Origin of the sequence: Acidicapsa dinghuensis, from assembly GCF_025685685.1 — a bacterium.
GTDB classification, from domain to species: Bacteria; Acidobacteriota; Terriglobia; order Terriglobales; family Acidobacteriaceae; genus Acidicapsa; species Acidicapsa dinghuensis.
On the sequence record NZ_JAGSYH010000005.1, the window covers coordinates 572,794 to 593,269 of the forward strand.

Here is a 20,476-nt window from a genome sequence, read left to right on the forward strand (position 1 = left end):
AGTTCCCGCACATTTCCTGGAGAGCTGTAAGACGTCAATTCTGCCCAACAGTCGTTCGTCAAACGAGATAGGCAGATCTGTCTTCGCAATCTGCCGGACTGTTGACAGCAAATATTCGAGGACGTTCCTGTAGACCTTCCCATAGAAGTTCGAGTGGTGTATGATTCTTTCCCATAGAAGTTCGAGTGGAGAGAGCGATGCGCAAAAGCAGCGAGCCACAGAATGAAATGCTCAAGGGCACCCTGGACATGATGATCCTGCGAACCCTTGTCGGCGGTGATGCACACGGCCACACGATTGCCAAGGTTATTGAACGTACCTCTGAGGATCTTCTGGAGGTGGAGCAAGGCTCCCTCTATCCTGCGCTGCACAGGCTCGAGGACCGAAGGTGGGTTTCTTCTTATTGGGGTGCGAGCGAGAACAATCGCAAGGCCAAGTTCTACCGGTTGACGGCAGAAGGCCGTAAGCAGTTGGTTCGCGAAACCAGCCGCTGGCGGCAGATGACCCGCGCCATCGGCCTGGTTATGGGTGAAGAAGGCGGTGCGCAATGAGCTGGATGAGATTTCTACACCGCAAACGCTCCGACTCCGAGTTGCAGGACGAGATCGACACTTTTCTGACGGAAGAGACTGCCGACAATGAGGCTCGCGGCATGTCCCCCGACGAAGCCAGGCGGCAGGCCCGTTTGAAATTCGGCAATCCACAGAAGGTGCGTGAGTCGCTGTGGGTGCAAAACACTCCTCAACGGTTGGCCGGTATCGCCCGCGACGTGAAATACGCCTTTCGAGCCTTGAGCCGCACACCGGGATTTTCGATCGTTGCGATTGTGGTCATGGCCTTATGCCTGGGCGCTGCCACGTCGCTTTTCACTGTCGTACGTTCGGTGCTGCTGCGGCCGCTGCCTTTTCGCGACCCCGCGCGACTGGTGATGGTGTACGAACACTTTCGAGGAGGGGAATTAAGTTACCACCCTGTTGCGCCTGCTGACTTCTACGACTGGCGCTCGAAGACCCGTGGCTTTGAGGACATGGCAATCATGCGTTCTGCGGGGTACAACCTCACCGGTGTACGCAACGAATTGCCGGAGTCGGTCGACGCAGAGGCAGGCTCCGCAAATCTGTTTTCGCTGCTTGGAGTGCAGCCGGCGCTGGGCCGGGACTTTACGGAGGCGGACGATCAACGCGGCAGCGCAGTTGTGATGTTGACGTGGAGCGTCTTCGAGAGGCGGTTTGCAGGTGATGCGAAGATTGTGGGCGGCCAGATTCACCTCGACGGCAAACCTTACACGGTGGCCGGCGTGCTGCCCTCGTGGTTCACATATCCCAATGCTGGAATTGAGTTGTGGGTTCCCTACAAAGCCGATGCCAGTGCTGAGATGCTTCAACATCACGACTGGCATGGGAGCCAGGTGGTGGCAAGGCTCCGCCCTGACGTAAGCCTGGCCAGCGCAATCGCGCAAGTTGGCGCCGTTCAGTACCAGAATCATTTGCTGTACCCGAATGATCCGGTGGCTGAAGATGTTGTTTCGCGCTCGCTGAACGAGGATCTCGCCGGAGATGTCAAGAAGCCGCTGACGTTGATGCTTTCCGCTGTTGGATGCATGCTGCTTATCGGCTGCCTCAACGTCGCAAACCTGCTGGTGGCGCGGGGCGCGGCACGGCAGAAAGAGGTGGCGATACGAAGCGCCCTCGGCGCTCAGCGGGCCACCCTGATTCGCGAGCAGATGGCAGAGAGTGTTGTGATTTGCGCAGCCGGGGGTATGGGTGGAGTTCTCCTATCGTTAGGCGCCACTGAGTGGCTGGCAAAAACGTGGAAAGATCTGCCAACCGCGCAGAGCATTCACATGGATGGCGCGGTGATTGTGCTAGCCTGCGCGCTCATGTTCGCTGCGGCGCTGATTGCAGGCTTGCTGCCCGCGCTTTCCACAACAGGCAAGTCAATGCTGAAGGCTCTGCAAACCTCGGTCCGGACCGGCTCGAGCAGCGTTTCGCGCACCGCGCTCAGAAAGTCGCTGCTCACGGCGGAGATTGGAATCACCGTGGTGCTGCTGGCGGCCGCTGGGTTGCTGCTTAAAAGCTTTATGCAATTGCGCGCAGCCAATATGGGGTGCGTAATCGACAACACGATCACTTTGCAATACAACCTGCCCGGCAAGGAGTACGACACGCCGGAGAAGCAAAACGCATTCAACGAAGAGCTGCTGGCGCAAGTGAAAGCGATGCCCGGAGTTCGCGGCGCTGCATTGGGAACGACAGTTCCGGGAACAGGATACTGGGGTACAGACGAATTTACGGTGAAGGAGCATCCTCCGCTCAAGGTGGGCGAACACTTGCCTAATGCGATGACGCGCTGGGTCGATCCTGGCTATTTCAGCGCGCTCGGAATTCCGCTTGTGAGCGGAAGGTTCTTTACCAGCGACGAACGTGTTGCGCGCTCGTACAAAGTGATTGTGAGCCGTCAGTTCGCTCAGCAATATTTCACGGGCGAAGATCCTATCGGCAAACATCTGCACATTCCAGGGCGCGCCCACGATGGAGCGCCTAACCTGATGGATTGGGAGATTGTGGGCGTCGTCGGCGACATCTTGTACCAGGTTGGCAAAGAGCCGAAAGCGACAATCTATTTCCCCATCCTTGAAGGCCGGGGCGGTGCGATGCTCGTGGTTCACACGGCAACGGATCCTTTGCAATTCTCAGTGCCGCTGCAAAAACAGATCGCATCGCTCAATCCTGAACTTCCGGTCTCAGATGTGCTCACTATGAAGCAGATCATTGGCGCGTCCCTGGTGAATGCGAGCCTGAGCGCAACCCTTGTGCTGGCTTTTGCTATCTTGTCGCTGATTCTTGCTTCGGTGGGGTTATACGGCGTGCTATCGTACCTGACCACTCAGCGGACCTCGGAACTGGGCATCCGCATGGCGCTCGGCGCGCAACGAGATCAGCTCTTGCAGTTGATGCTGATGGATGGCCTGACGCCAGCGCTGTCCGGGCTCGGGCTCGGTTTGGTGATGAGCTTCGCGACGACACGCATCTTTCAGTCGATGCTTTTCGGAACGAAGCCTCTCGATCCTGTGGTTCTCTCCGGCGTGATTGCGACGCTGCTGGCGGTTGCGGTTCTGGCCTGTCTGGCTCCCGCATGGCGTGCTTCCCGGTTAGATCCGATGAAAGCGCTCCGAACTGAATAGAACAGGGTATAGGCGGATTGAGACGTAATCGCCAACGCACTCACTGGCGACAGCACTTGAGCCACATGGTCGAAGAATCGGCTTTCCGGACGGGTAGCCCTTGGCTCAAATGCTGCCAAATAGTGTTGAATCGGCGCTGATTCTCTGTTGTTCAAAATGGAGTGGAGCTTTTGTATTCTTGAAATTCAGCAAGACCCTTTGCCGCGCGCAGATTCAATCTGCCTCAGCTACTCTTGATTAGAGATTTTGGCCAAGAGATCGGCGGGATGAATTGGTTTTGAAAGTAACTCGAATTCATGGCCGCGAGTCCGCGCTTCTTCCAGCAAGTCCGCAGTCGCCGCTTGTCCGGAGAAAAGCAGCACCTTACATTGGGGGCAGACCTTCTGCATCTGAATCGCAAGATCGATTCCTGTCATTCCCGGCATAATCACGTCGGTGATTAATAAATTCGGACAGTTTATCTGTGCCTGGTCCAATGCTGCCTGCGGATGATGAAACGAGTTCGTAGCAAAACCTACTTGACGAAGAATCGCGGCTAAGGTGTCAGCAACAACAGGTTCGTCATCTACTACAAAGATTGTCTCGCGTGGTTTGGTCTGATCGCTCATATCCGACCTCCGTCAATCTGGATTTGTTCTATTAGAGATTGTATGGGCAACATTGTGTCTGGAAGTGTCTACGAGTGCACTTCTTGCAAGATGATCGCCGATTCATCCGGACGGCGTTCAGGAAGAAATATGTCGAAGAGAGCGCCACGAAAAGGTCCGCTCGTGCGGGATCGCACACGAACCCTTCCCCGGTGTTTATTAATTACTTCCGAAGTGAGCCATAACCCAATACCGGAACCTTTCAGATCTTTGGTCGTATAAAACGCGTCAAAAATGTGCAATAGAGACTCTTGAGGAATGCCGCTGCCTGAATCACTGAACACAAATCGCACGCCTTTGCGTTTCGTCAAAAGATCCGTGGTGTCGATGCAGCTGACCCTTAGCGTTCCACCATCTTCTCCGATAGCATCGAGAGCGTTGGACACCAGATTACCGAAAGCCTGGCGCATTTCTCCCGGATGCACCCAGACCGGACGGGAAGATTTGAAATGCGTAATCAGCTCAACATGATTGACCATCATCTGCGGGCGAAACATGGCGAGCACTCCTTGCAGGAGATCTGTGCCATCTGCAAGGACTGGCTGTTTCGATTCGCGATGGTAGATGAGTATTTGCTTCGTAATTTCACTAATCCGCTCAAGTTGGATCAGCGCTTGATTCATAAGTTCGCGGTTCCCACGATCTAGCACGGGACTCTGCTGCACGAGGAAGATCAGGTTGGCAAGAGCCTCCAATGGATTGTTGATCTCGTGTGCGATGACATGCGCGAGACGCCCTGTGGCTGCCAAGCGCTCTGTCATTTTGAGCGTCTCCTGCAATTTTCTCTGCTGAGTTACCTCTGTGAGCAGGAGAATGAATGCATCTTCTCGAAAAGGCTCTTCCGGAATGCGGTCGTATAGAACCCGGAACCAACGGCTGCCATAAGAAAGCTCAGGCGATTGCCCCGCGCTTCTGAACGCCAGAAAATCGGTGAGCGGTAGTCCGAATTTCGAATCGAAAATCTCAAAGAGTTTTTTCCCTTCGGCATCCGAGTGTTTCAAGTCCAGGAGGCGCAAGAACGACTGGTTCGTGCGCAAAATTACGCCGGCCGGATCGATGAGGGCCAGCCCGTCATTCAGCGCATTGAAAGTTGTTTGCCATTCGATAGCCGAAAGTCGGGACGAGATCTCTGCTTTACGCATCCGGATAAGAGCTTGTACCTGAGCTACCAGGAAGGTCGGTTCTACAGGCTGCACCAGATAGGAATCAGCACCCCCTTCTAGCGCCTGCACCTTACTCTCCTCTGAGATGAAGGTGGCGGAAATCTGCAGTAAGGGAATGCTGGAGGTTACCGGATTGGATTTAATTCGCCGGCTTAGATCATAACCAAGCATGTCAGGCAAATTGACATCGGAGATGATTAGATCCGGGCCATCCAGAGATTTGGAGAGACCCTCGGCGCCAGTTGCCGCTTCTTCCACCTGAAAGCCCGCCTTGGTAAGAATCCGACGGAAGACATAGCGGGTAGCATCCTGATCATCAATGATCAAGACGCGCCCGCGATAGGCGAGATCACGCATTGGCGTTATTTTCGATTCCGGCATGGGCAGCGAGGGTATCCATAAGCTCCCTCAAACGGGCCGCAGAATCGGGATGTGTGAGAGCCTGTTTTGAGAAAATCGAGACGGAATGATCCCGAAAGAATTGAAGTTCCAATTCATCGAAGGTCTTGGTCGAATGAACGATAACCGGGGTTCTTGCCAGATCTGGCGAGTTTCTCAGATCACGCAATACCTCTATTCCGTTCAGATCAGGCATATAGTAATCCAAGAAAATGAGTGATGGCTTGATTTCGTCGGCTAGGCGCAACCCTTCGCGACCACTTCTCGCCTCAAATATCTCGTATTGCCCCTCGGCGATATTTTCGCGAAGCAAATAACGCGAAACCTCATTGTCGTCAATCATTAGGATGCGTGTTCGGCCGGAAACGGAAGTGAGTCTGATGATTTCGCCAATCATTTGTTCTGGAACAAATGGTTTTGTCAGGAAAGCGTCCGCTCCCAGGCCATAGACCCGGCGTTCGTCCGCAACCACGCTCATGACCAGGACCGGCAATGAGTGCACGTCGCTCTTCAATTCACGGAGGAAATCCCAGGAAGTCTCAGAGCGTAACAGGACATCCAGAATCACGGCCGCCGGTGTGACTTTGGACAATATCTTCCGGGCATCCTCCAAAGCAGGTATCGAATAGGTTTGAAAACCTGCATTGGCGAGATAACGCGAATAGACGAAGGCTGTCTCGGGATTGTCCTCGACGATCAAGATCAGCTTACGTTTCGGATCGAGTTCGGGCATGGGCAGATCTACTGCCGGGACCGCTCCTGGAAAGGTCGAGGGTATGATCAACCGGAAACACGAACCGACACCGATAGTGCTTTCCACCTCTACGATGCCACCAAGCAACTCCGCGAGTTTGCGCGAAAGGGGTAATCCTAGCCCGGTCCCCTTGACGCGGCGCTGCATGCTGTTTTCGACCTGTGCAAATTCTTCGAAAATGATCCGCTGGTCGCTCTCAGATATACCGATCCCGGTGTCGGTGACCGAGAATTCGATCAACTCGCCGCGCCGACTCGCCGCGACACGAACCTCACCACGAGGCGTAAATTTGATCGCATTCGACATGAAGTTGCGAAGTACTTGCGAAACTTTCTGCTCGTCAGTGAAAAGCGGAGGCAGACTATCGGCCGGTTCAAACACCAGATTGATGGAGTTATCGGCCAAGAGCGGCTTAAGCATGCCCCGCAGGGCGCCAAACAGTTCAGCTACTTCAAAGGTCTTTGGCTTCACGTCCAGCCGGCCCGCTTCCACCTTGGCCAGATCGAGCAAGTCATTGACCATCTCAGAGAGCTCTTTCGCTGATTGCTGAATGAAACGAAGCTGCTGTTCCTGCTCCGAAGTCAGCTCCCCATCCATTCGGTCGAGCAACATGCGGGTCAGCGCTAGCATCGAGTTGAGCGGTGTGCGGAACTCATGCGACATGTTGGAGAGAAAACTGCTCTTCAGCTCAGAGGCGCGGCGCAAGTAGTCTGCCCGCTCATCGAGTTCTGCATAGAGAGCAACCACGCCACGATTGGTGTCCTGCAACTCGGCGTTGATACGGCCCAACTCTTCCTTGCGTTCCTGAAGCTCATCGAGTGTCTTCATGAGCTCGCGGTTCTGCACCTGCAACTCGTCCAGGGGCGTCGCCGGATGGCGGCGCGCCATCAGGGTCGCAACCCGTTGCAATGTGGCTGCGTCTACAGGGCGGCTTTGTGTGGGCAGAAGCTTTCCAAACCGTACGCAGGTTCCAGAAGGGCCGGATTCGATCGAAAACTCATCCATCAGGCGCTTTGTGCCCACGATGCCCATACCCATGCCGGTAGAGGATTTGTAAGAGCCCGCCATGACTTGTTTCAGGTGAGGAATGCCGCCCCCTTTATCCGTCACCACAACCTTGAGGACTCCCGTTTCCGGATCAACTTCGAAGGAAACCGTTCCGCCACGGGCATACCGGAAGGCGTTGCGTGCGATCTCAGAGGTCGCGGTAGCGAGACGAATCTGATCGTGGTGGTCGAACCCCAAAACCTCGGCGACAGAACGGGCGCGTTGCCGCGCGCTGACAACATCCTGCTCGCTGCCAAGATTCAGTGAGTGGAGTGTATGTGTCATCCTCGATCACCTCCCAGCGGCGCAAGCAGTACCGTCGCATCGTCGCGGTGCCGGCTGAAATCTCTGTAAAGCACTCCAGTTATGAGCTGAGGATGCCGGCTCTGCAGACCTGGGTAGTTGCTTACTGTGTACTTGGAGGTAATGCCATCCGAACACATCAGCAGCATGGAGCGGTCATCGACCGGGTAGGAATATTCATGGATGTGGGGTAAGACCGCACCCAGCGTCCCATTCTGCGTAACCATGTTTCGCGACACCGTTCCACCGAGGATCGATGAGCTGATATTCCCCACTCCCGAACAAGTTAGGACTTGCCGCTCGTGATCCACACTGACTACGGTCATGGCCGCACCGCGCGTCTTTTTCAAGGCATCGTGGGTTCTCGTAATAATCTCAGTCACTGATTCCTCGGCATAGGCACGCACCGTCGATACGGCTTCTTCAGCCGCCTCAGCTGCGTATTGCCCATGGCCCAGGCCATCTACCACCATATAGAGCGATCTCGACTTGCTGGGAAGCGTGAGGAACGCATCGCCACAAGCACTCTCCCCTTTCATAGGAATGCTTACCGCGCCATAGGGCCGTGGATCAAGCGAGGCAGTCTCACGGAAACGGCTCCAAAAAACAGTGCCGCGGTCGGGTAAAGAATACAACGAAAAGTCGTCAGAGAGTCTCTGGATCGCTCCCAATCCCTGCCCCGCGGTTCCAACGGTCGAAAAACCGTCTTCCAGAGCCCGTGGGATGTTATGAATTCCAGGCCCATGATCCAGCGCAAGCAGATCCAGGTACGCACCGTCCTTGCTCTGAGATGGGCAAATAAGAAATTCGCCGGAGCGGGCGTGCAGGATGATGTTATTAGCGGCTTCGGTGGCCACGATGCCAATGTCGCTGCGGCGCGATTCCGAAAAACCCAGCGATTGGGCTGCTACCATCGCGATCCGGCGGGCTTCCCCAACGGAACTACGATCAGTCATTGCGATGGATCTATGCGTTTGGAGCAAATTGCCGCTATTTCCAGCGAATGATCGTAACGGTGGTGCCCCGTCCGGCCTCGCTCTTGATCTCGAACTCGTTCACCAGCCGTTTGCTTCCGCTCAAGCCAAGCCCTAGTCCACCGCCGGTAGTGTAACCATCCTGAAGGGCTCTCTCGATGTTCGGTATGCCCGGACCGTTGTCCTCGAAGGTGAGTCGGACTCCTCGACGAGGTCCGTTCTCCACCTGTTCCACCCTCATTGTGCCACCTTTGCCGTGTTCCAGAGTATTTCTTGCCAGTTCGCTGGTGGCCGTCACGAGTTTGGTCTGATCTACCAGGCTGAATTTCAATTCGGCAGCCCATTGACGCGCAACCTGACGTACCCGGACCACGTCGTCGGCACTCTTGATGGGATGCACATCACTCTTCAGAACCATCAGGCTCCCGGTACTCGTTTTCTTCTTGGATGTACTGTCGCAACAGTTCCATGCCTCGTTCGACGTTCAATGCCGTCTTGATTCCGGACAACGACATGCCCAGCTCCACGAGGGTAATGGCGACTGCCGGCTGCATCCCGGTCAACACCGTCTGAGCGTCCAGCACCCGAGACATCGCGGCAATATTGGCAAGCATGCGTCCTATGAAAGAATCGACAATCTCCAGCGTCGAAATGTCGATCAGGACGCCCCGCGAGGCGTATTTGGCAATCTGAGCCGTCAGATCCTCTTGGAGAGAAACTGCCAGCTGGTCGTGCATGTCGACCTGAATGGTCACCAGCAGGCAGTCTCCCATTTTGAGGATGGGTATCCTGTCCATCGTTTACGCGTCCTTCGGTTTGGAAGTGATGTTGGTTGCTGGCTTTGCGGTCACGATCGATTTACCCAACCTGCTCAGAGCCAAGCCAAAAGCGTCGGCCAACTTGGCCTTGGTCTGGATATCGGCCAGGTCGATGCCCAGGTGTACGATTGTCTGCGCGATCGCCGGGCGGATACCGCTGAGATAGCATTCCGCGCCCATCAGACGAGCCGCCGTGATGGTCTTGATCAGGTGTTGCGCTACGAGCGTATCGACTGTCGGCACACCGGTAATATCGATAATCGCAATCTGGCTGTTGGTTTCGACAATCGCGGAAAGCAGTGACTCCATCACAACCTGGGTTCGGGCACTGTCGAGGGTTCCAATCAGCGGAAGCGCAAGTACGCCATCCCAGAGCTTGACTACCGGCGTAGATAACTCAAGCATCTCCTGTTGCTGCCGGACGATTACCTGATCCCGGAACTCGACGGCGCTGTCGACGGTCTGAATTGCCAGTTTGTCGAGCGCGTTTCCAACCGTCCAGATTTCTGCGACCAGTTGCGTGGGATCGGACTCGAGCTCATCGCGCATGGAGTTGAAAACAGGTTGTTTCAGGGAAAGAATGAACATGGCCGTCTCGCTTGGCGTAAAACCTTGATCCAGGCGGGATTTGGCAATTTCTCTCAAATATTCGCGGGTAGCCGAAAATGCTTCGGAGGTTGTATCGGAACTGTTCCGGGCTGCATGTGCAAACAGCCGCAACAATTCGGCGGCCTGCTGCCGCAATTCGGTGTCTCCCATCAAATCGCTGCGCCGTGTGCTAGCCGCCATCTCGGCCAGCCACCCAGAAAGAATGGCGCCTTCGTTTTTCTGGAGTACTTCATGAACTGAGCTCATTAGGATTTGCCCTCACAGATTGTGTGGCTAATCTTACTGCATGCCAGCGGCATGGGTCAGTTCGTATTCTGACAATCGTCAACGAATCAGTCTCGCAAGCACTCCAATTATGTAAAGGAATAGATGTGCAGCGCCCACCGGCGGGAGGGAGTCTCGTTCGAAAAATATCGAAGAGGGCACCGAACCTAGGTGAAAATCAACATTTTTTACGAATCGGTGCGACCTCACGCAGAGACATCTTCTGCCGCCGTATTTCATAACGCGATGATGGATTTGCGCAAGACAATCACTGACACGATTCGTGAGTGCACAAATATTTCTGTGCTGTAACCGAGCGTTCAATCTTTCCGCTAGCCATGACCGCGCACGTACCATGCGCGTGACGCTCCGAATCCAATTTTTGTCACTGCGTTGCGAGGGCCGGCATGCGCAGCTTGACGCAAGTTCCATGGTTGAGCTGACTGATAATTTCCACGCTGCCGCCGTGAAGCGTCAAAATGCTCTGCACGATCGCCAGGCCCAACCCTGAGCCGCCCGATGTCTTGGAGCGCGATGGATCGACGCGGAAGAAACGATCGAATACTCTGGGCAGCGCTTCGACAGGAATGCCAATGCCGGTGTCGAAGACCTCAATGCGGATCGTGGCCCCCTCGTCCGTAGCCGCCAGCGTCACGGTTCCTCCATGCTGCGTATGAGCAATGGCATTCGAGACCAGGTTGCTCACCGCCCGCAGCATCAGTGAACGATCCAGCTCCACGTTGAGCTGCTGTGCCCCATCGCTGACGAGAAGCGATATTCCTGCGTCGCTTGCAAGAGCTTCGTAGTAGTCGCGGACTTTGGTCAACAACTCACCGATGTTCACACCCTCGCGATGCAACTCGGAGAATGGGCTCTCCGCGCGGGCCAGGAACAAGAGATCGCCGACCAGTTCGGAAAGCCGGACTGCTTCCTCCAGTGAAGACTCCAGCACGTCGCGGTATTCGTCGGCTGTCCGTGAGCGGGCGAGAGCTACTTCTACTTCTCCGCGGATGTTGTTGACCGGCGTGCGCAGATCGTGCGCGATGTCGGCCGAGAATCGTGAGATGCGCTCGAAGGATTCTTCAAGCCGCTCCAGCATTTCATTGAAAGTCCCGGCCAGCGACGCAAGTTCCGACGGATAGCCTTCCGACTCGATCCGTTCACGCAGGTTCGTGGACGTGATTCTTCGGGCAGTTGCGGCGATCTCTTCGACGGGCCGAATGCCACGCCGCGCAATTCCGTATCCCACAAGCGGGAAGAGAGCCGAAGTCGTCAGTAGAATGCCCCAGAACCACAGCCTATAGCGCGCCAGCAACTCCTCTTCCTGCGAGATGTCTATGGCGATTTGAACCGCGTCGCTGTGGGTCGGCGGCGTGCCGACGGCAAGCATAGCGGTTGTGACGCGGAATGGTTGCTCATGTCTGCCAGCCATCGCAATCGGATGCCCGGCATGGCCGCGAGTTCTGCTTGAGAGCTCGGCAATATCCAACTGTTCGGCCATGCCGGGAGTTGTCATGATTGGCTGGCCATGTTCATCGAGAAGACGAATGTAGAACCGCTGGTACCGGCGGGCCGCTGACTCGAGTTCGATCTCTTCGTGCAGCGCATCCTCGTCGTCCGGCCGTTCCCGCAGCATGGTGCCCAGCACGTGCAGCTTGTCGGCGAGGAACAGCTCTGTGCTTCGGTCCAGTTCGGTCCGCAGAACGATGTAGAGACTCGCCGTGGCCAGAAATACCAGCAGCAGGCCTACCAATGCGTAGGTAGCCGAGAGCCGGAACGCCAGGGTCCTGCGTGGGCGCAACGCAGCCCGTGAGCTACGGCTCTGCTTCGAAGACATAGCCGGCGCCGCGCACAGTGTGAATTAGTTTAACGGGGAAGGGATCATCCATTTTGCTGCGCAGCCTGCGGACATTCACATCCACGACGTTCGTATCGCTATCGAAGTTCATATCCCAGACTGACTCGGCGATCAGTGTGCGAGACAGCACCTCGCCCGCGCGTCGCGCCAGCAGGGTCAACAACAGGAACTCTTTCGAAGTGAGGTCGAGTCTTTGGCCGGCACGCGTCGCACGGTGGCGCATCAGATCAATCTCCAGGTCGGCCATGCGCAGAATCTCCTGTGGGCGCGACGTTGAGCGGCGCAACAGCGAGCGGACCCGCGCCAGGAGTTCAGAGAATGCGAATGGCTTTACCAGGTAATCGTCAGCTCCCAGCTCAAACCCTCGTACACGTTCGAGTACAGCGTCGCGCGCTGTAAGCATGAGGACCAGCGTTTTCTGTTCGGTCGCGCGCAGACGCGCAAGCACTTGCCAGCCATCCAACTTTGGAAGCATCACGTCGAGAATGACGAGGTCGAAATCGACTTCCTGAGCAAGGTGCAGGCCCTCCAGGCCGTCGGCAGCTACGTCGATGACATAACCGCCCTCACTGAGCCCCTTCTTGAGAAACTTGGCGGTCTTGACTTCATCCTCGATCACCAGGATCTTCATTTGCCTCTTTACCTCAACTAATCCGGGTTGCCGCTGGAACTGGTTATTGGGATTCGGCGAAAGAAAAGGATTTGTCTTTCGCTATTCGGGCGCTCGCGGACCTTCTGGAGTGTTGCGCCATCTTCACTAAGCGACCATCTCTCTTTCGAGGGAAGAATGCGGCCGTCTTCGTGTTCCTCGATCGAGAAGACAAGGCTGGAATCCTTCCATACGACCGAGGTGTAGAACATATCCCCATCGGCTCCAGTAGATGCCGAGACTTTGCCATCGGTCGTGTACTTCTGCATCGCATGCCGCGAATTCGAAGAATTATGTGAGATCGATGTTTCCACCATAAGATCGGCGCCGTGATGTTCGATCCGTAGCGTGACGTCGCCATTGCGCTTCGGCTGGCATCGATCGTTGTCTTGCTTCCACAGGCCCGTGAACTCCGGCGTTGCCTGCGCGCACGCTACGGCTGCTGCCGTTGCAAGCAGCAGGATCTGCAGGAACATCCGCACGGAGCGGAACCGCACATGGCGCAACGTGTATGTCTTCGTCTTTCTCATTCGCAGCTTTCGAGCCATCCTTTCGATTTATCCTCAAGACGGTCACGCTCTCCGCTAGCTGAGCCGTTGACCGGTTGACATCAGAAATCAAATCGCAAAGCGAACTGAATCTCGCGCGGCGTTCCCGAGCCAACCGGAGTGATAGGCGAGACGATGGCTGTGTTCAAGTTCACAGTGTTGATGATGGTGCCAAACCCCGCCGAACAGCCCGTTGGAGCTGAGGATGACACGTCGCACGTAGCCTGCGGCTGGCCCAACTGTGGGTGATTGAATATGTTGAAGAACTCCGCACGGAACTGCACCTGAGAGCTCTCTCTGATCGGAATAGTCTTGCCAGTTCCTAAGTCGATCTGCCATGTTCCCGGCCCGCGAAGGAAGTTACGCGGCGCGGTGCCGAATTCTCCGGCTGGATAAGCGAAGGCTGCTGGGTTGAGCCACTGTCCGACACTCTTGCCTCCGGGTGGAGTGAGGGAAACGCCCGGAACCAGATCGGGACGCTCGGTGCCAGATGCCCCGTCCGGCGCGGTGTAGCTGGAGGGCAGCAGTACATTCACCGGGAAGCCGGTGCGAGCCAGCGCCGTTGTGGTCACCTCCCAGTTGCCTGCGATAGCGCTGGCAATGCCGCGGTCATTCAACATTGGTTTGTTCAAACCGAAGGGGAGCTGATAGACCGCGTTGCCATTGATCACATGACGTGCGTCCCACGCACCACTGGCTCGATCGCAGGCCAGGCACAGCGGATTCTGCGGCGAAATTTCATCGCCATCGCCGCTGCCGTTAGAGCCATTGTCGATCTCGTGCGTATAAGCGTAGTTTGCTGTCACCAGAAGTCCGTTTGAGAACGGACGCCGCAACGCAACGGAGAGACCGTTGTACGAGCTCATGCCGATCGAGCCGCGCCAGCCGATGGCCGGAGCAAAGGCTGGATATTGCACAACGCCCGTAGCTGGATCGATCAGGTTCACGACGTTTGTTTCCAGCAGATGCACGCCATGGCTTCCCAGGTAAGAGATAGTGCCCACGAAGTTCGCTGGCAGCTCACGCTGCACGGAGAAATCCCACTGCTCCACATACGTGTCTTTGCGATCTCGTTGTTCGGCATTCGGTGAGAGGGTTCCAGGACCGGTGAAGTACGGATCGACCGGATAAGTTACCTGCAAGCTGTTCGTGCTTTTTACCGAGTAGGAGGGTATTTCGTTCTTGGCGGGAAGGTTCTGATCGTCCAGCTGACCATCTTCGTGATACGTTCCAAATCCAGCGCGAACAATTGTCTTTCCGCTTTTGTCTGGCGACCAGATCACTCCTACACGCGGATCAATATCGCCGTAGTTCTGATTGCCGAAGCTGGCGCCCACGCCGCAGAATCCTTGCGCTCCGCAAGTGGCGAAATCGAAGGGATTAGCTTTCCCGTTCGCCTCATTGAATATCTGGAAGACCGTGTACCGCAGGCCAAGGTTCAGGGTAAGATTTGGCCGCATCTTGAACTCGTCCTGAACGTAGCCAATGATATCGTTTTTGCGCATATCGTTGATTGGCAGAGCACCGGTGAGGCTTGCGTTTTTCACCTGATTGGCAGCCAGTTGCTCCACCGTTGAAAACGTAACTTTTCCGTGTTCGCCGTAGTTTTGATTCAATTGAATGTGGCGGATTTCCGCGCCAGCCTTGAGGGTGTGTCTGCCGTGAATCCAGGTGAAGTTGTCGATGCCTGAAAATGTGTTGCCCACATAGATGCTGTTGTAGCTGTAGTTCTCTGTGACAAATCCAGGCCCAGGACCTGTGGCAATCGCTATCTGATAAATGCTGCCGGTGTCACTGTAGTTGTAGCTGTTGGAGGTGGCGCGATTGAATCCAAACTTGGCCTCATTTGCCATACTAGGACTGAAGATGTGCAGCAATTCAAGCGCGCCATTGACCGGCGTGGACACCCTCTGTTGCAGGTCTGTCGCGGCAGCCGAAAGCGGCTGCGTATCCACAGCACGGTCGTAGTTGAAGCGCATGAAGCCGGTGGTCTTGGCAGAAAAATGATGATCGAGCCGCAGCATCGCAGAGGCTTCATTGGCTACCTGCGTGCATGAGCAAGTGAGCAGGTCAATGTTTGGATCGCTGGTTGGCGCCAGAATCGTCCTTGGACCTGCTCCGGGAAAGGCGTGCATGATGCCGTAGACCGGCGACGAACTGGGGACTGTTGCAATGAGAGCCGCACTCGGCACATCGCCGCTCACTGGATAGCCCCAGAGTTGCCGGTAGGCTTCCGAGGCGAGAAAGAAGAAAGTCTTGTCGCGGACGATCGGTCCATTCAGCGATCCGCCGAACTGATTGAGACGGAGCGGCTGCTGAGCTTCGCCGTTGGAGGCCCATTCAGGTTCAGGCGCGTCAAATACGTCGTTGCGCAGATACTCAAAAAGGCGTCCATGAAAATGGTTTGTACCCGATCGCGAGGTAACGTCGAGTTGAGCGCCGCCCGTCGCGCCTTCCTCCGCGGTTGCCGTTAGAGTATCGACACGGAATTCCGTAATCGCGTCCAGGGGAATCGCAAGACGTACCCAGGGCCGCTGCGTCTGATTGACGACGTTGGTAGCGTCAACACCGTCATAGGTGAAGTTGCTGTCGTCGAGACCCCGTCCAGCGAACCGGACCGATCGCTGATTTCCGCCGCCGGTGTCAATGGCGCCGGGAACGAAGGCCGTAAGGTTCGACCAGTCGCGGCCGTTCAGCGGCAGCTGGTCAGCCTGGGTATTTTCGATCAGGCCTGTCACCGCAGCGGTGTTGCGGTCCAGCAGCGTTGACGCGACCGAAACCTCCACATGTCGTTCGTCTCCCGCAACCGGCAACGTCGCATCAAGGGTGCGCGTCCTCCCGATGACCTGTTGAACATCAAGAAACTCCACGCTCTCGAAGCCTGGGTGTTCGATGATGACGGTATAAGTTCCCACCGGCAATTGGAGAACACTGTAGAATCCGCTGGCATCCGAACTGGACTCGCGTCGCAAGCCGGTTGCGTTTTCGACAACCGTGACATGGGCCTGCGGGAGCAGGCTGCCAGATGGATCGGTGACCCTGCCGGTTAATCCGCTGCGATCCACCTGCGCGGCGCAGAGACTGGCGAGCGAAAACAAAACAGCAAATCCGATTGAGGCGCGAATACATCGAATCGTGACACAACTCTTATTCAGGCGTTGCATGGATTCCCCAAAGTCAACCAGCGTTATCGAGCGGTCGGAAAGATTCCGCATCATGCCGCAGCTCGTTGCGCGCATTGGAATCGCAATCTGGTTGCTGAAGATATGTGAAATTTCGAAACACAAGTGTTGCGGCCAAGCTGCTGGCAGGGAACAGCAGCGGGCTTTCAATCCTTGCGTGTTGCGTAGTTTGATCGCGCTCAGTGACATCCAGGCGTTAGCACGATTTGGGAAGGGCACCTCGAAGGCGTTACATGACACTTTCGTAATTAATTCTTGTTACATCTAAGTCGCTCCTTAGTTAAGGCTTCATCAAAAGCTGATCCTTGTGGAATTCGCTATTGATCGGATGAAAATCCTCCAGACGACGACCATGTCGCTTAAATCGCGCCAGTAGAAAAGCTGTGCGAGGAATTGGCGCAAGAAAAGCACATGCACTCACCCATTCCAGATTACAAAACCGTCATTTTCGCGTCATGCTAGCGTCTTTTTCGCGCCCGTAGACTCGGGCCGTTGGCGTTGCTTTGTAGCTGGCCACGTCTCGCAATCGAAAAGGCATCTTCCCGTTTGATGGTTCTCATTTTGAAGACTCAACAATCCGGCGTTGTCGACAGGCAAGCTGGGCCGCAGCAGGAAATGGAACGCGGCGCATTCAAATATTCATGCGCGCTTCAGATCAACCACTTGCATAAGTCAACGGTCGACGGTGACTCTGCACAATCCCTGGAACTAATTCGTCGTTGAATTGACCTGCCCAACCTCTCCGCTCAATCCATGAATCCCCATTTTCTGGAACGACTATAAGCTGCATAGCCGTCTCCAGGTCGCGCGATGCAAGTAACCGAAAGAGGAGAAGAACAGATGTCCCGAAATCATTCTCGAATCAAGCCTATGTTCGTCGGCTTGCTGGCGGCTGGGTTGAGTGTTCCGGCGCTCGCTCAGTCCGCGCAGTTCCCGACCTACACTCCCGGCGAGAATCTGAGCGGGTCGCATGGCCCGAATTACCCGTCAACTCTGCCTCATCCGTGGGTCGTGAGTGACGGCACAATCCTCACCCCCGCTGGCACCCAGGTCTATCTCGGCGTCACCACACGCGCCAAGGCTGTCGCGCTCAACCCGAATGCCACGACGCACACCGCTGCCGTCCTTCAAATGGGTGCCCCTCAGGCCGTCACCATCTTTAACACCAAGACCGGCGCCGTCGTGCAGAACTTCGCATACAACGGCTCTAAAACGGGCAGCGCCACAGGCATCATCTATACGTCCGATGGCCTGCACCTGCTGTTCAGCCAGGACAACGGCTACGTTGCCTACGTTGCCGTTGATCCGAACTCGGGCATGATCACATCCAACGTCGCTCACATTAGCCTTCCGCTGGATGCCACCACCGTCAACCTCCCCGGATTCGGGAATGAGCCGGTATTGAACAGCGCCAATTGCACGCAGACCGTCACCATGCCGGCGACCGGCGTTAAGATCTCTGGTCCGGTTGGAACCACGGGCAGCGATGCAATTCCCTGCGGTATTCCTTACTCCGGTACTACTTCCTATCCACTGGGCCTTGCGGTCTCGCCGGATAACTTGACCGCCTATGTCGTGCTCGATGCCAGCGACGAACTGGGCATGATCAATCTAAGCACCAATACGTTGACCAAGTTCATCCGCGTCGGCAACGTCCCTCACAGCGTCGTGATCTCTCCAGATGGCAGGACCGCTTACGTCTCCAACGAAGCCGGACGGATCGCTAAGGGAAAGGACTTCCAGCTATATTCCGACGGCACCCCGATCGTGGCCAGCTATCCAGAAGGTTCCGCGTTGACCGGCACGGTCTCCGTGGTTGATCTGTCCTCGTTTACGGTTACCGGCAACATCGAAACCGGCCTTCACCCGACCGGCATGGCCTTCTGGGGCAGAAAGCTCCTGGTCGCGAATGCCTATAGCGACAGCATCTCCGTAATCGACACGGGCGCCAACCGGGAAGAACGGAAGATCGATCTCGGACTGCCTATCGGCGTACCCGGCGAACACAAATCCGCTTACGGCGCAGGCCCGAACTCGATCGCTGTTGACGACAAGAACAACATCGCCTATGTCGCTCTTTACAACGCCAATGCCATCGCCGTGGTGGATCTGCGCGAAAGCTGGGGAAACCAGAACCCCGTCATCGGCATGATCCCGGTCGGCTATGCGCCTAGCTCGGTTGTGCTGGATACCCCGGACAATTCGCTGCTCGTCGGCAATGACAAGGGCATCGGCACCACGGGCTTCCAGAATACTCCGCCTGAAAATTCAACCACGACCTCACACGGCTCACCGGCCGCCCTGAACACCCACCAGGACCTTGGTGTCGTCAGCATCGTTCCCGTGCCCAATCGCGGGGCTCTGGAAGCGATGACAAGGCAAGTCTTCCAGAACAACCACTGGGATCTGGAGCGGAACATCGAGGCAGCCGGAAAAGGCGACCGATGGGCCAGGCCGGTTGCAATCCCGGCGAAGATCGGCGAACCCTCGAAGATCAAGCACGTCTTCGTGATCATTCGCGAAAACCGCACCTACGATCAGATGCTGGGTGATGTGGCCGCAGGCAATGGCGACCCCTCCCTGGCAGTTTTCGGTTCGTCCGGAATCTACGGCAACGTCTCGCCCAACGCACACGCGCTGGTCGAACGCTTCCCACTCTTTGACAACTTCTATGACCCGAGCCGGCAGTCGGCTGACGGTCACAACTGGATTCTCCAAGCCATGGCGCCCTATTCCGACGACATCCAGTCGCCGGACTGGGACCGCGACTATCCTTCCAACGGTGGCGATGCGATTGCGTATCAGAAGAAGGGTCACCTTTTCGATGTCGCCGCGGCAGAACACCTCAACATGAAGATCTACGGCGAGTACGTCGAAGAGAACACCTTCAAAGTGCCGGGTTGCACTGCGACGGAATACACCGGAAGCTGCGAGCCGAGCTGGCAACAGTTCTATCGCGATTCCCAGTGCTTCGATGAGGCGACGTTCGGCTCAAACTCAAAGTACGCGTTGCCACAACCGAGTGACTGCGCAGCACCAGGAGCCACGGGTGAGAAGACTCTGAATTATCAGAAGACGGTCGGTTCGTACTCTCCGCTCCCGAACGTGATGAATTACACAGTCCAGGAATATCCGCAGTTCGATCTGGGCATTCCCGACCAGTACCGCTTCGATGTCTGGTATCAGGATTTCCAGAAAGACGTCAGGCAGGGTACGGTACCCCAGTTATCGTTCATGTGGATCAGCTCTGACCACACCGGCGGCCCACCGGCCGCGCAAGCCATGGAGGCCGATAACGACCTGGCCCTCGGACGCTTTGTCGATGCTATCAGCCACAGCTCCATCTGGGACTCATCAGCGATCTTCGTCGAGGAAGACGACGCGCAGGACGGTGTTGACCACGTAGACGGTCACCGCAGCCCCGGCTATGTCTTCAGCCCCTACGTCAAGCAGCAGGTTAGCTCCGACGGCAGCGGTGCTGGTGCAGTCGCCGACCACACCTTCTACACGCAGGTCAACTTTACCCGCACGATCGAGCAGATTCTCGGTCTGAAGCCCATGAACCAGAACGATCTTGTGGCTTCGCCGATGTACGAGATCTTCACCAACAACCCACCCAAGGAGAACTTCCTGCCTTGGAACCATGTGCAGAATGACATCGCTTTGGATGACGGCACCGTCGCCAAACTGAAGCTTCCGACCAGTGACCCCAAGGTCCTGGCTCTGCAGGCGGGCTGGCTGAAGAAGAAGGCACAGATCTTCGGCAGCAAATATCATGTTCCCGACTCCGAGGATCCGGACACCGTTCGCCACTACAACTGGTACGAAGCCACGGGATTTGTGGTCCCGTTCCCCGGCGAGAAGAAGGTTCGCCCGGCGAGCGACTTCAACCGCAAGGCCCCTGCTCACGCTGACCTGGACGACTAATTCATCGTCCCAACCGCAAAGGCCCTCTCCTGTCACACGGGGAGGGCCTTTGTCTATGCTTCAAATCTCAAAACGGTTCCGGCTTCAGGCCGTCGGCAGTATCTCGTAGAGACGTGACAGAAAATGAGTAGGCGGTTGCAACAACAGATC

General features: G+C 56.1%; 14 protein-coding genes. 3 read left to right on the forward strand and 11 right to left on the reverse strand.

Going from position 1 to position 20,476, the window contains the following annotated elements; all coding sequences use genetic code 11:
* Window positions 1-197: 197 nt before the first annotated feature.
* Both OHL22_RS17185 and OHL22_RS17190 read left to right on the forward strand, forming a co-directional pair.
* Complete coding sequence (locus OHL22_RS17185; protein ID WP_263339997.1) at window positions 198-551, forward strand: PadR family transcriptional regulator; 354 nt, start codon at window positions 198-200, stop codon at window positions 549-551.
* Window positions 548-3,184: an ABC transporter permease gene (locus tag OHL22_RS17190; protein ID WP_263339999.1), complete on the forward strand. Its 2,637-nt coding sequence runs from the start codon at window positions 548-550 to the stop codon at window positions 3,182-3,184. Before OHL22_RS17185 ends, OHL22_RS17190 begins: the two co-directional genes overlap by 4 nt.
* A 227-nt stretch (window positions 3,185-3,411) precedes the next feature.
* On the opposite strand, the gene OHL22_RS17195 is transcribed toward OHL22_RS17190, so the two are convergent.
* The 11 genes from OHL22_RS17195 to OHL22_RS17245 form a co-directional block, all read right to left on the reverse strand.
* Window positions 3,412-3,792 carry a response regulator gene (locus OHL22_RS17195; protein WP_263340002.1) on the reverse strand — a complete coding sequence of 127 codons (381 nt, stop codon included), beginning with the start codon at window positions 3,790-3,792 and terminating at the stop codon, window positions 3,412-3,414.
* Between the two features lie 68 nt (window positions 3,793-3,860).
* Window positions 3,861-5,375 (reverse strand): ATP-binding response regulator, encoded by a 1,515-nt coding sequence (locus OHL22_RS17200; protein ID WP_263340006.1) that lies wholly within the window; start codon window positions 5,373-5,375, stop codon window positions 3,861-3,863.
* Complete coding sequence (locus OHL22_RS17205; protein ID WP_263340008.1) at window positions 5,344-7,479, reverse strand: ATP-binding protein; 2,136 nt, start codon at window positions 7,477-7,479, stop codon at window positions 5,344-5,346. The genes OHL22_RS17200 and OHL22_RS17205 overlap by 32 nt, the downstream gene beginning before the upstream one ends.
* A complete protein-coding gene (locus OHL22_RS17210) occupies window positions 7,476-8,453 on the reverse strand; it encodes an ATP-binding SpoIIE family protein phosphatase (protein ID WP_263340010.1) in 978 nt (325 codons plus the stop codon). The genes OHL22_RS17205 and OHL22_RS17210 overlap by 4 nt, the downstream gene beginning before the upstream one ends.
* Window positions 8,454-8,487: 34 nt before the next feature.
* Window positions 8,488-8,889, reverse strand: coding sequence for an anti-sigma regulatory factor (locus tag OHL22_RS17215; RefSeq protein ID WP_263340012.1), 402 nt, complete (start codon window positions 8,887-8,889; stop codon window positions 8,488-8,490).
* A complete protein-coding gene (locus OHL22_RS17220; RefSeq protein WP_263340014.1) occupies window positions 8,873-9,268 on the reverse strand; it encodes an STAS domain-containing protein in 396 nt (131 codons plus the stop codon). The genes OHL22_RS17215 and OHL22_RS17220 overlap by 17 nt, the downstream gene beginning before the upstream one ends.
* Window positions 9,269-9,271: 3 nt before the next feature.
* A complete protein-coding gene (locus tag OHL22_RS17225; RefSeq protein ID WP_263340017.1) occupies window positions 9,272-10,144 on the reverse strand; it encodes an STAS domain-containing protein in 873 nt (290 codons plus the stop codon).
* Between the two features lie 403 nt (window positions 10,145-10,547).
* Entirely contained in the window at window positions 10,548-11,999 is a 1,452-nt protein-coding gene (locus tag OHL22_RS17230) for a heavy metal sensor histidine kinase (protein ID WP_263340019.1), read from the reverse strand.
* Window positions 11,977-12,651 carry a heavy metal response regulator transcription factor gene (locus OHL22_RS17235; RefSeq protein ID WP_263340023.1) on the reverse strand — a complete coding sequence of 225 codons (675 nt, stop codon included), beginning with the start codon at window positions 12,649-12,651 and terminating at the stop codon, window positions 11,977-11,979. Before OHL22_RS17235 ends, OHL22_RS17230 begins: the two co-directional genes overlap by 23 nt.
* 17 nt (window positions 12,652-12,668) lie before the next feature.
* A complete protein-coding gene (locus OHL22_RS17240) occupies window positions 12,669-13,199 on the reverse strand; it encodes a hypothetical protein (protein ID WP_263340026.1) in 531 nt (176 codons plus the stop codon).
* 80 nt (window positions 13,200-13,279) lie between these two features.
* The gene (locus OHL22_RS17245) at window positions 13,280-16,435 is read right to left on the reverse strand and encodes a TonB-dependent receptor (protein ID WP_263340029.1); all 3,156 of its coding nucleotides are present in this window, start codon (window positions 16,433-16,435) and stop codon (window positions 13,280-13,282) included.
* An 804-nt stretch (window positions 16,436-17,239) separates the two neighbouring features.
* Here OHL22_RS17245 and OHL22_RS17250 point away from each other — a divergent pair.
* Window positions 17,240-20,326: a bifunctional YncE family protein/alkaline phosphatase family protein gene (locus OHL22_RS17250; RefSeq protein ID WP_263340030.1), complete on the forward strand. Its 3,087-nt coding sequence runs from the start codon at window positions 17,240-17,242 to the stop codon at window positions 20,324-20,326.
* Window positions 20,327-20,476 lie beyond the last annotated feature (150 nt).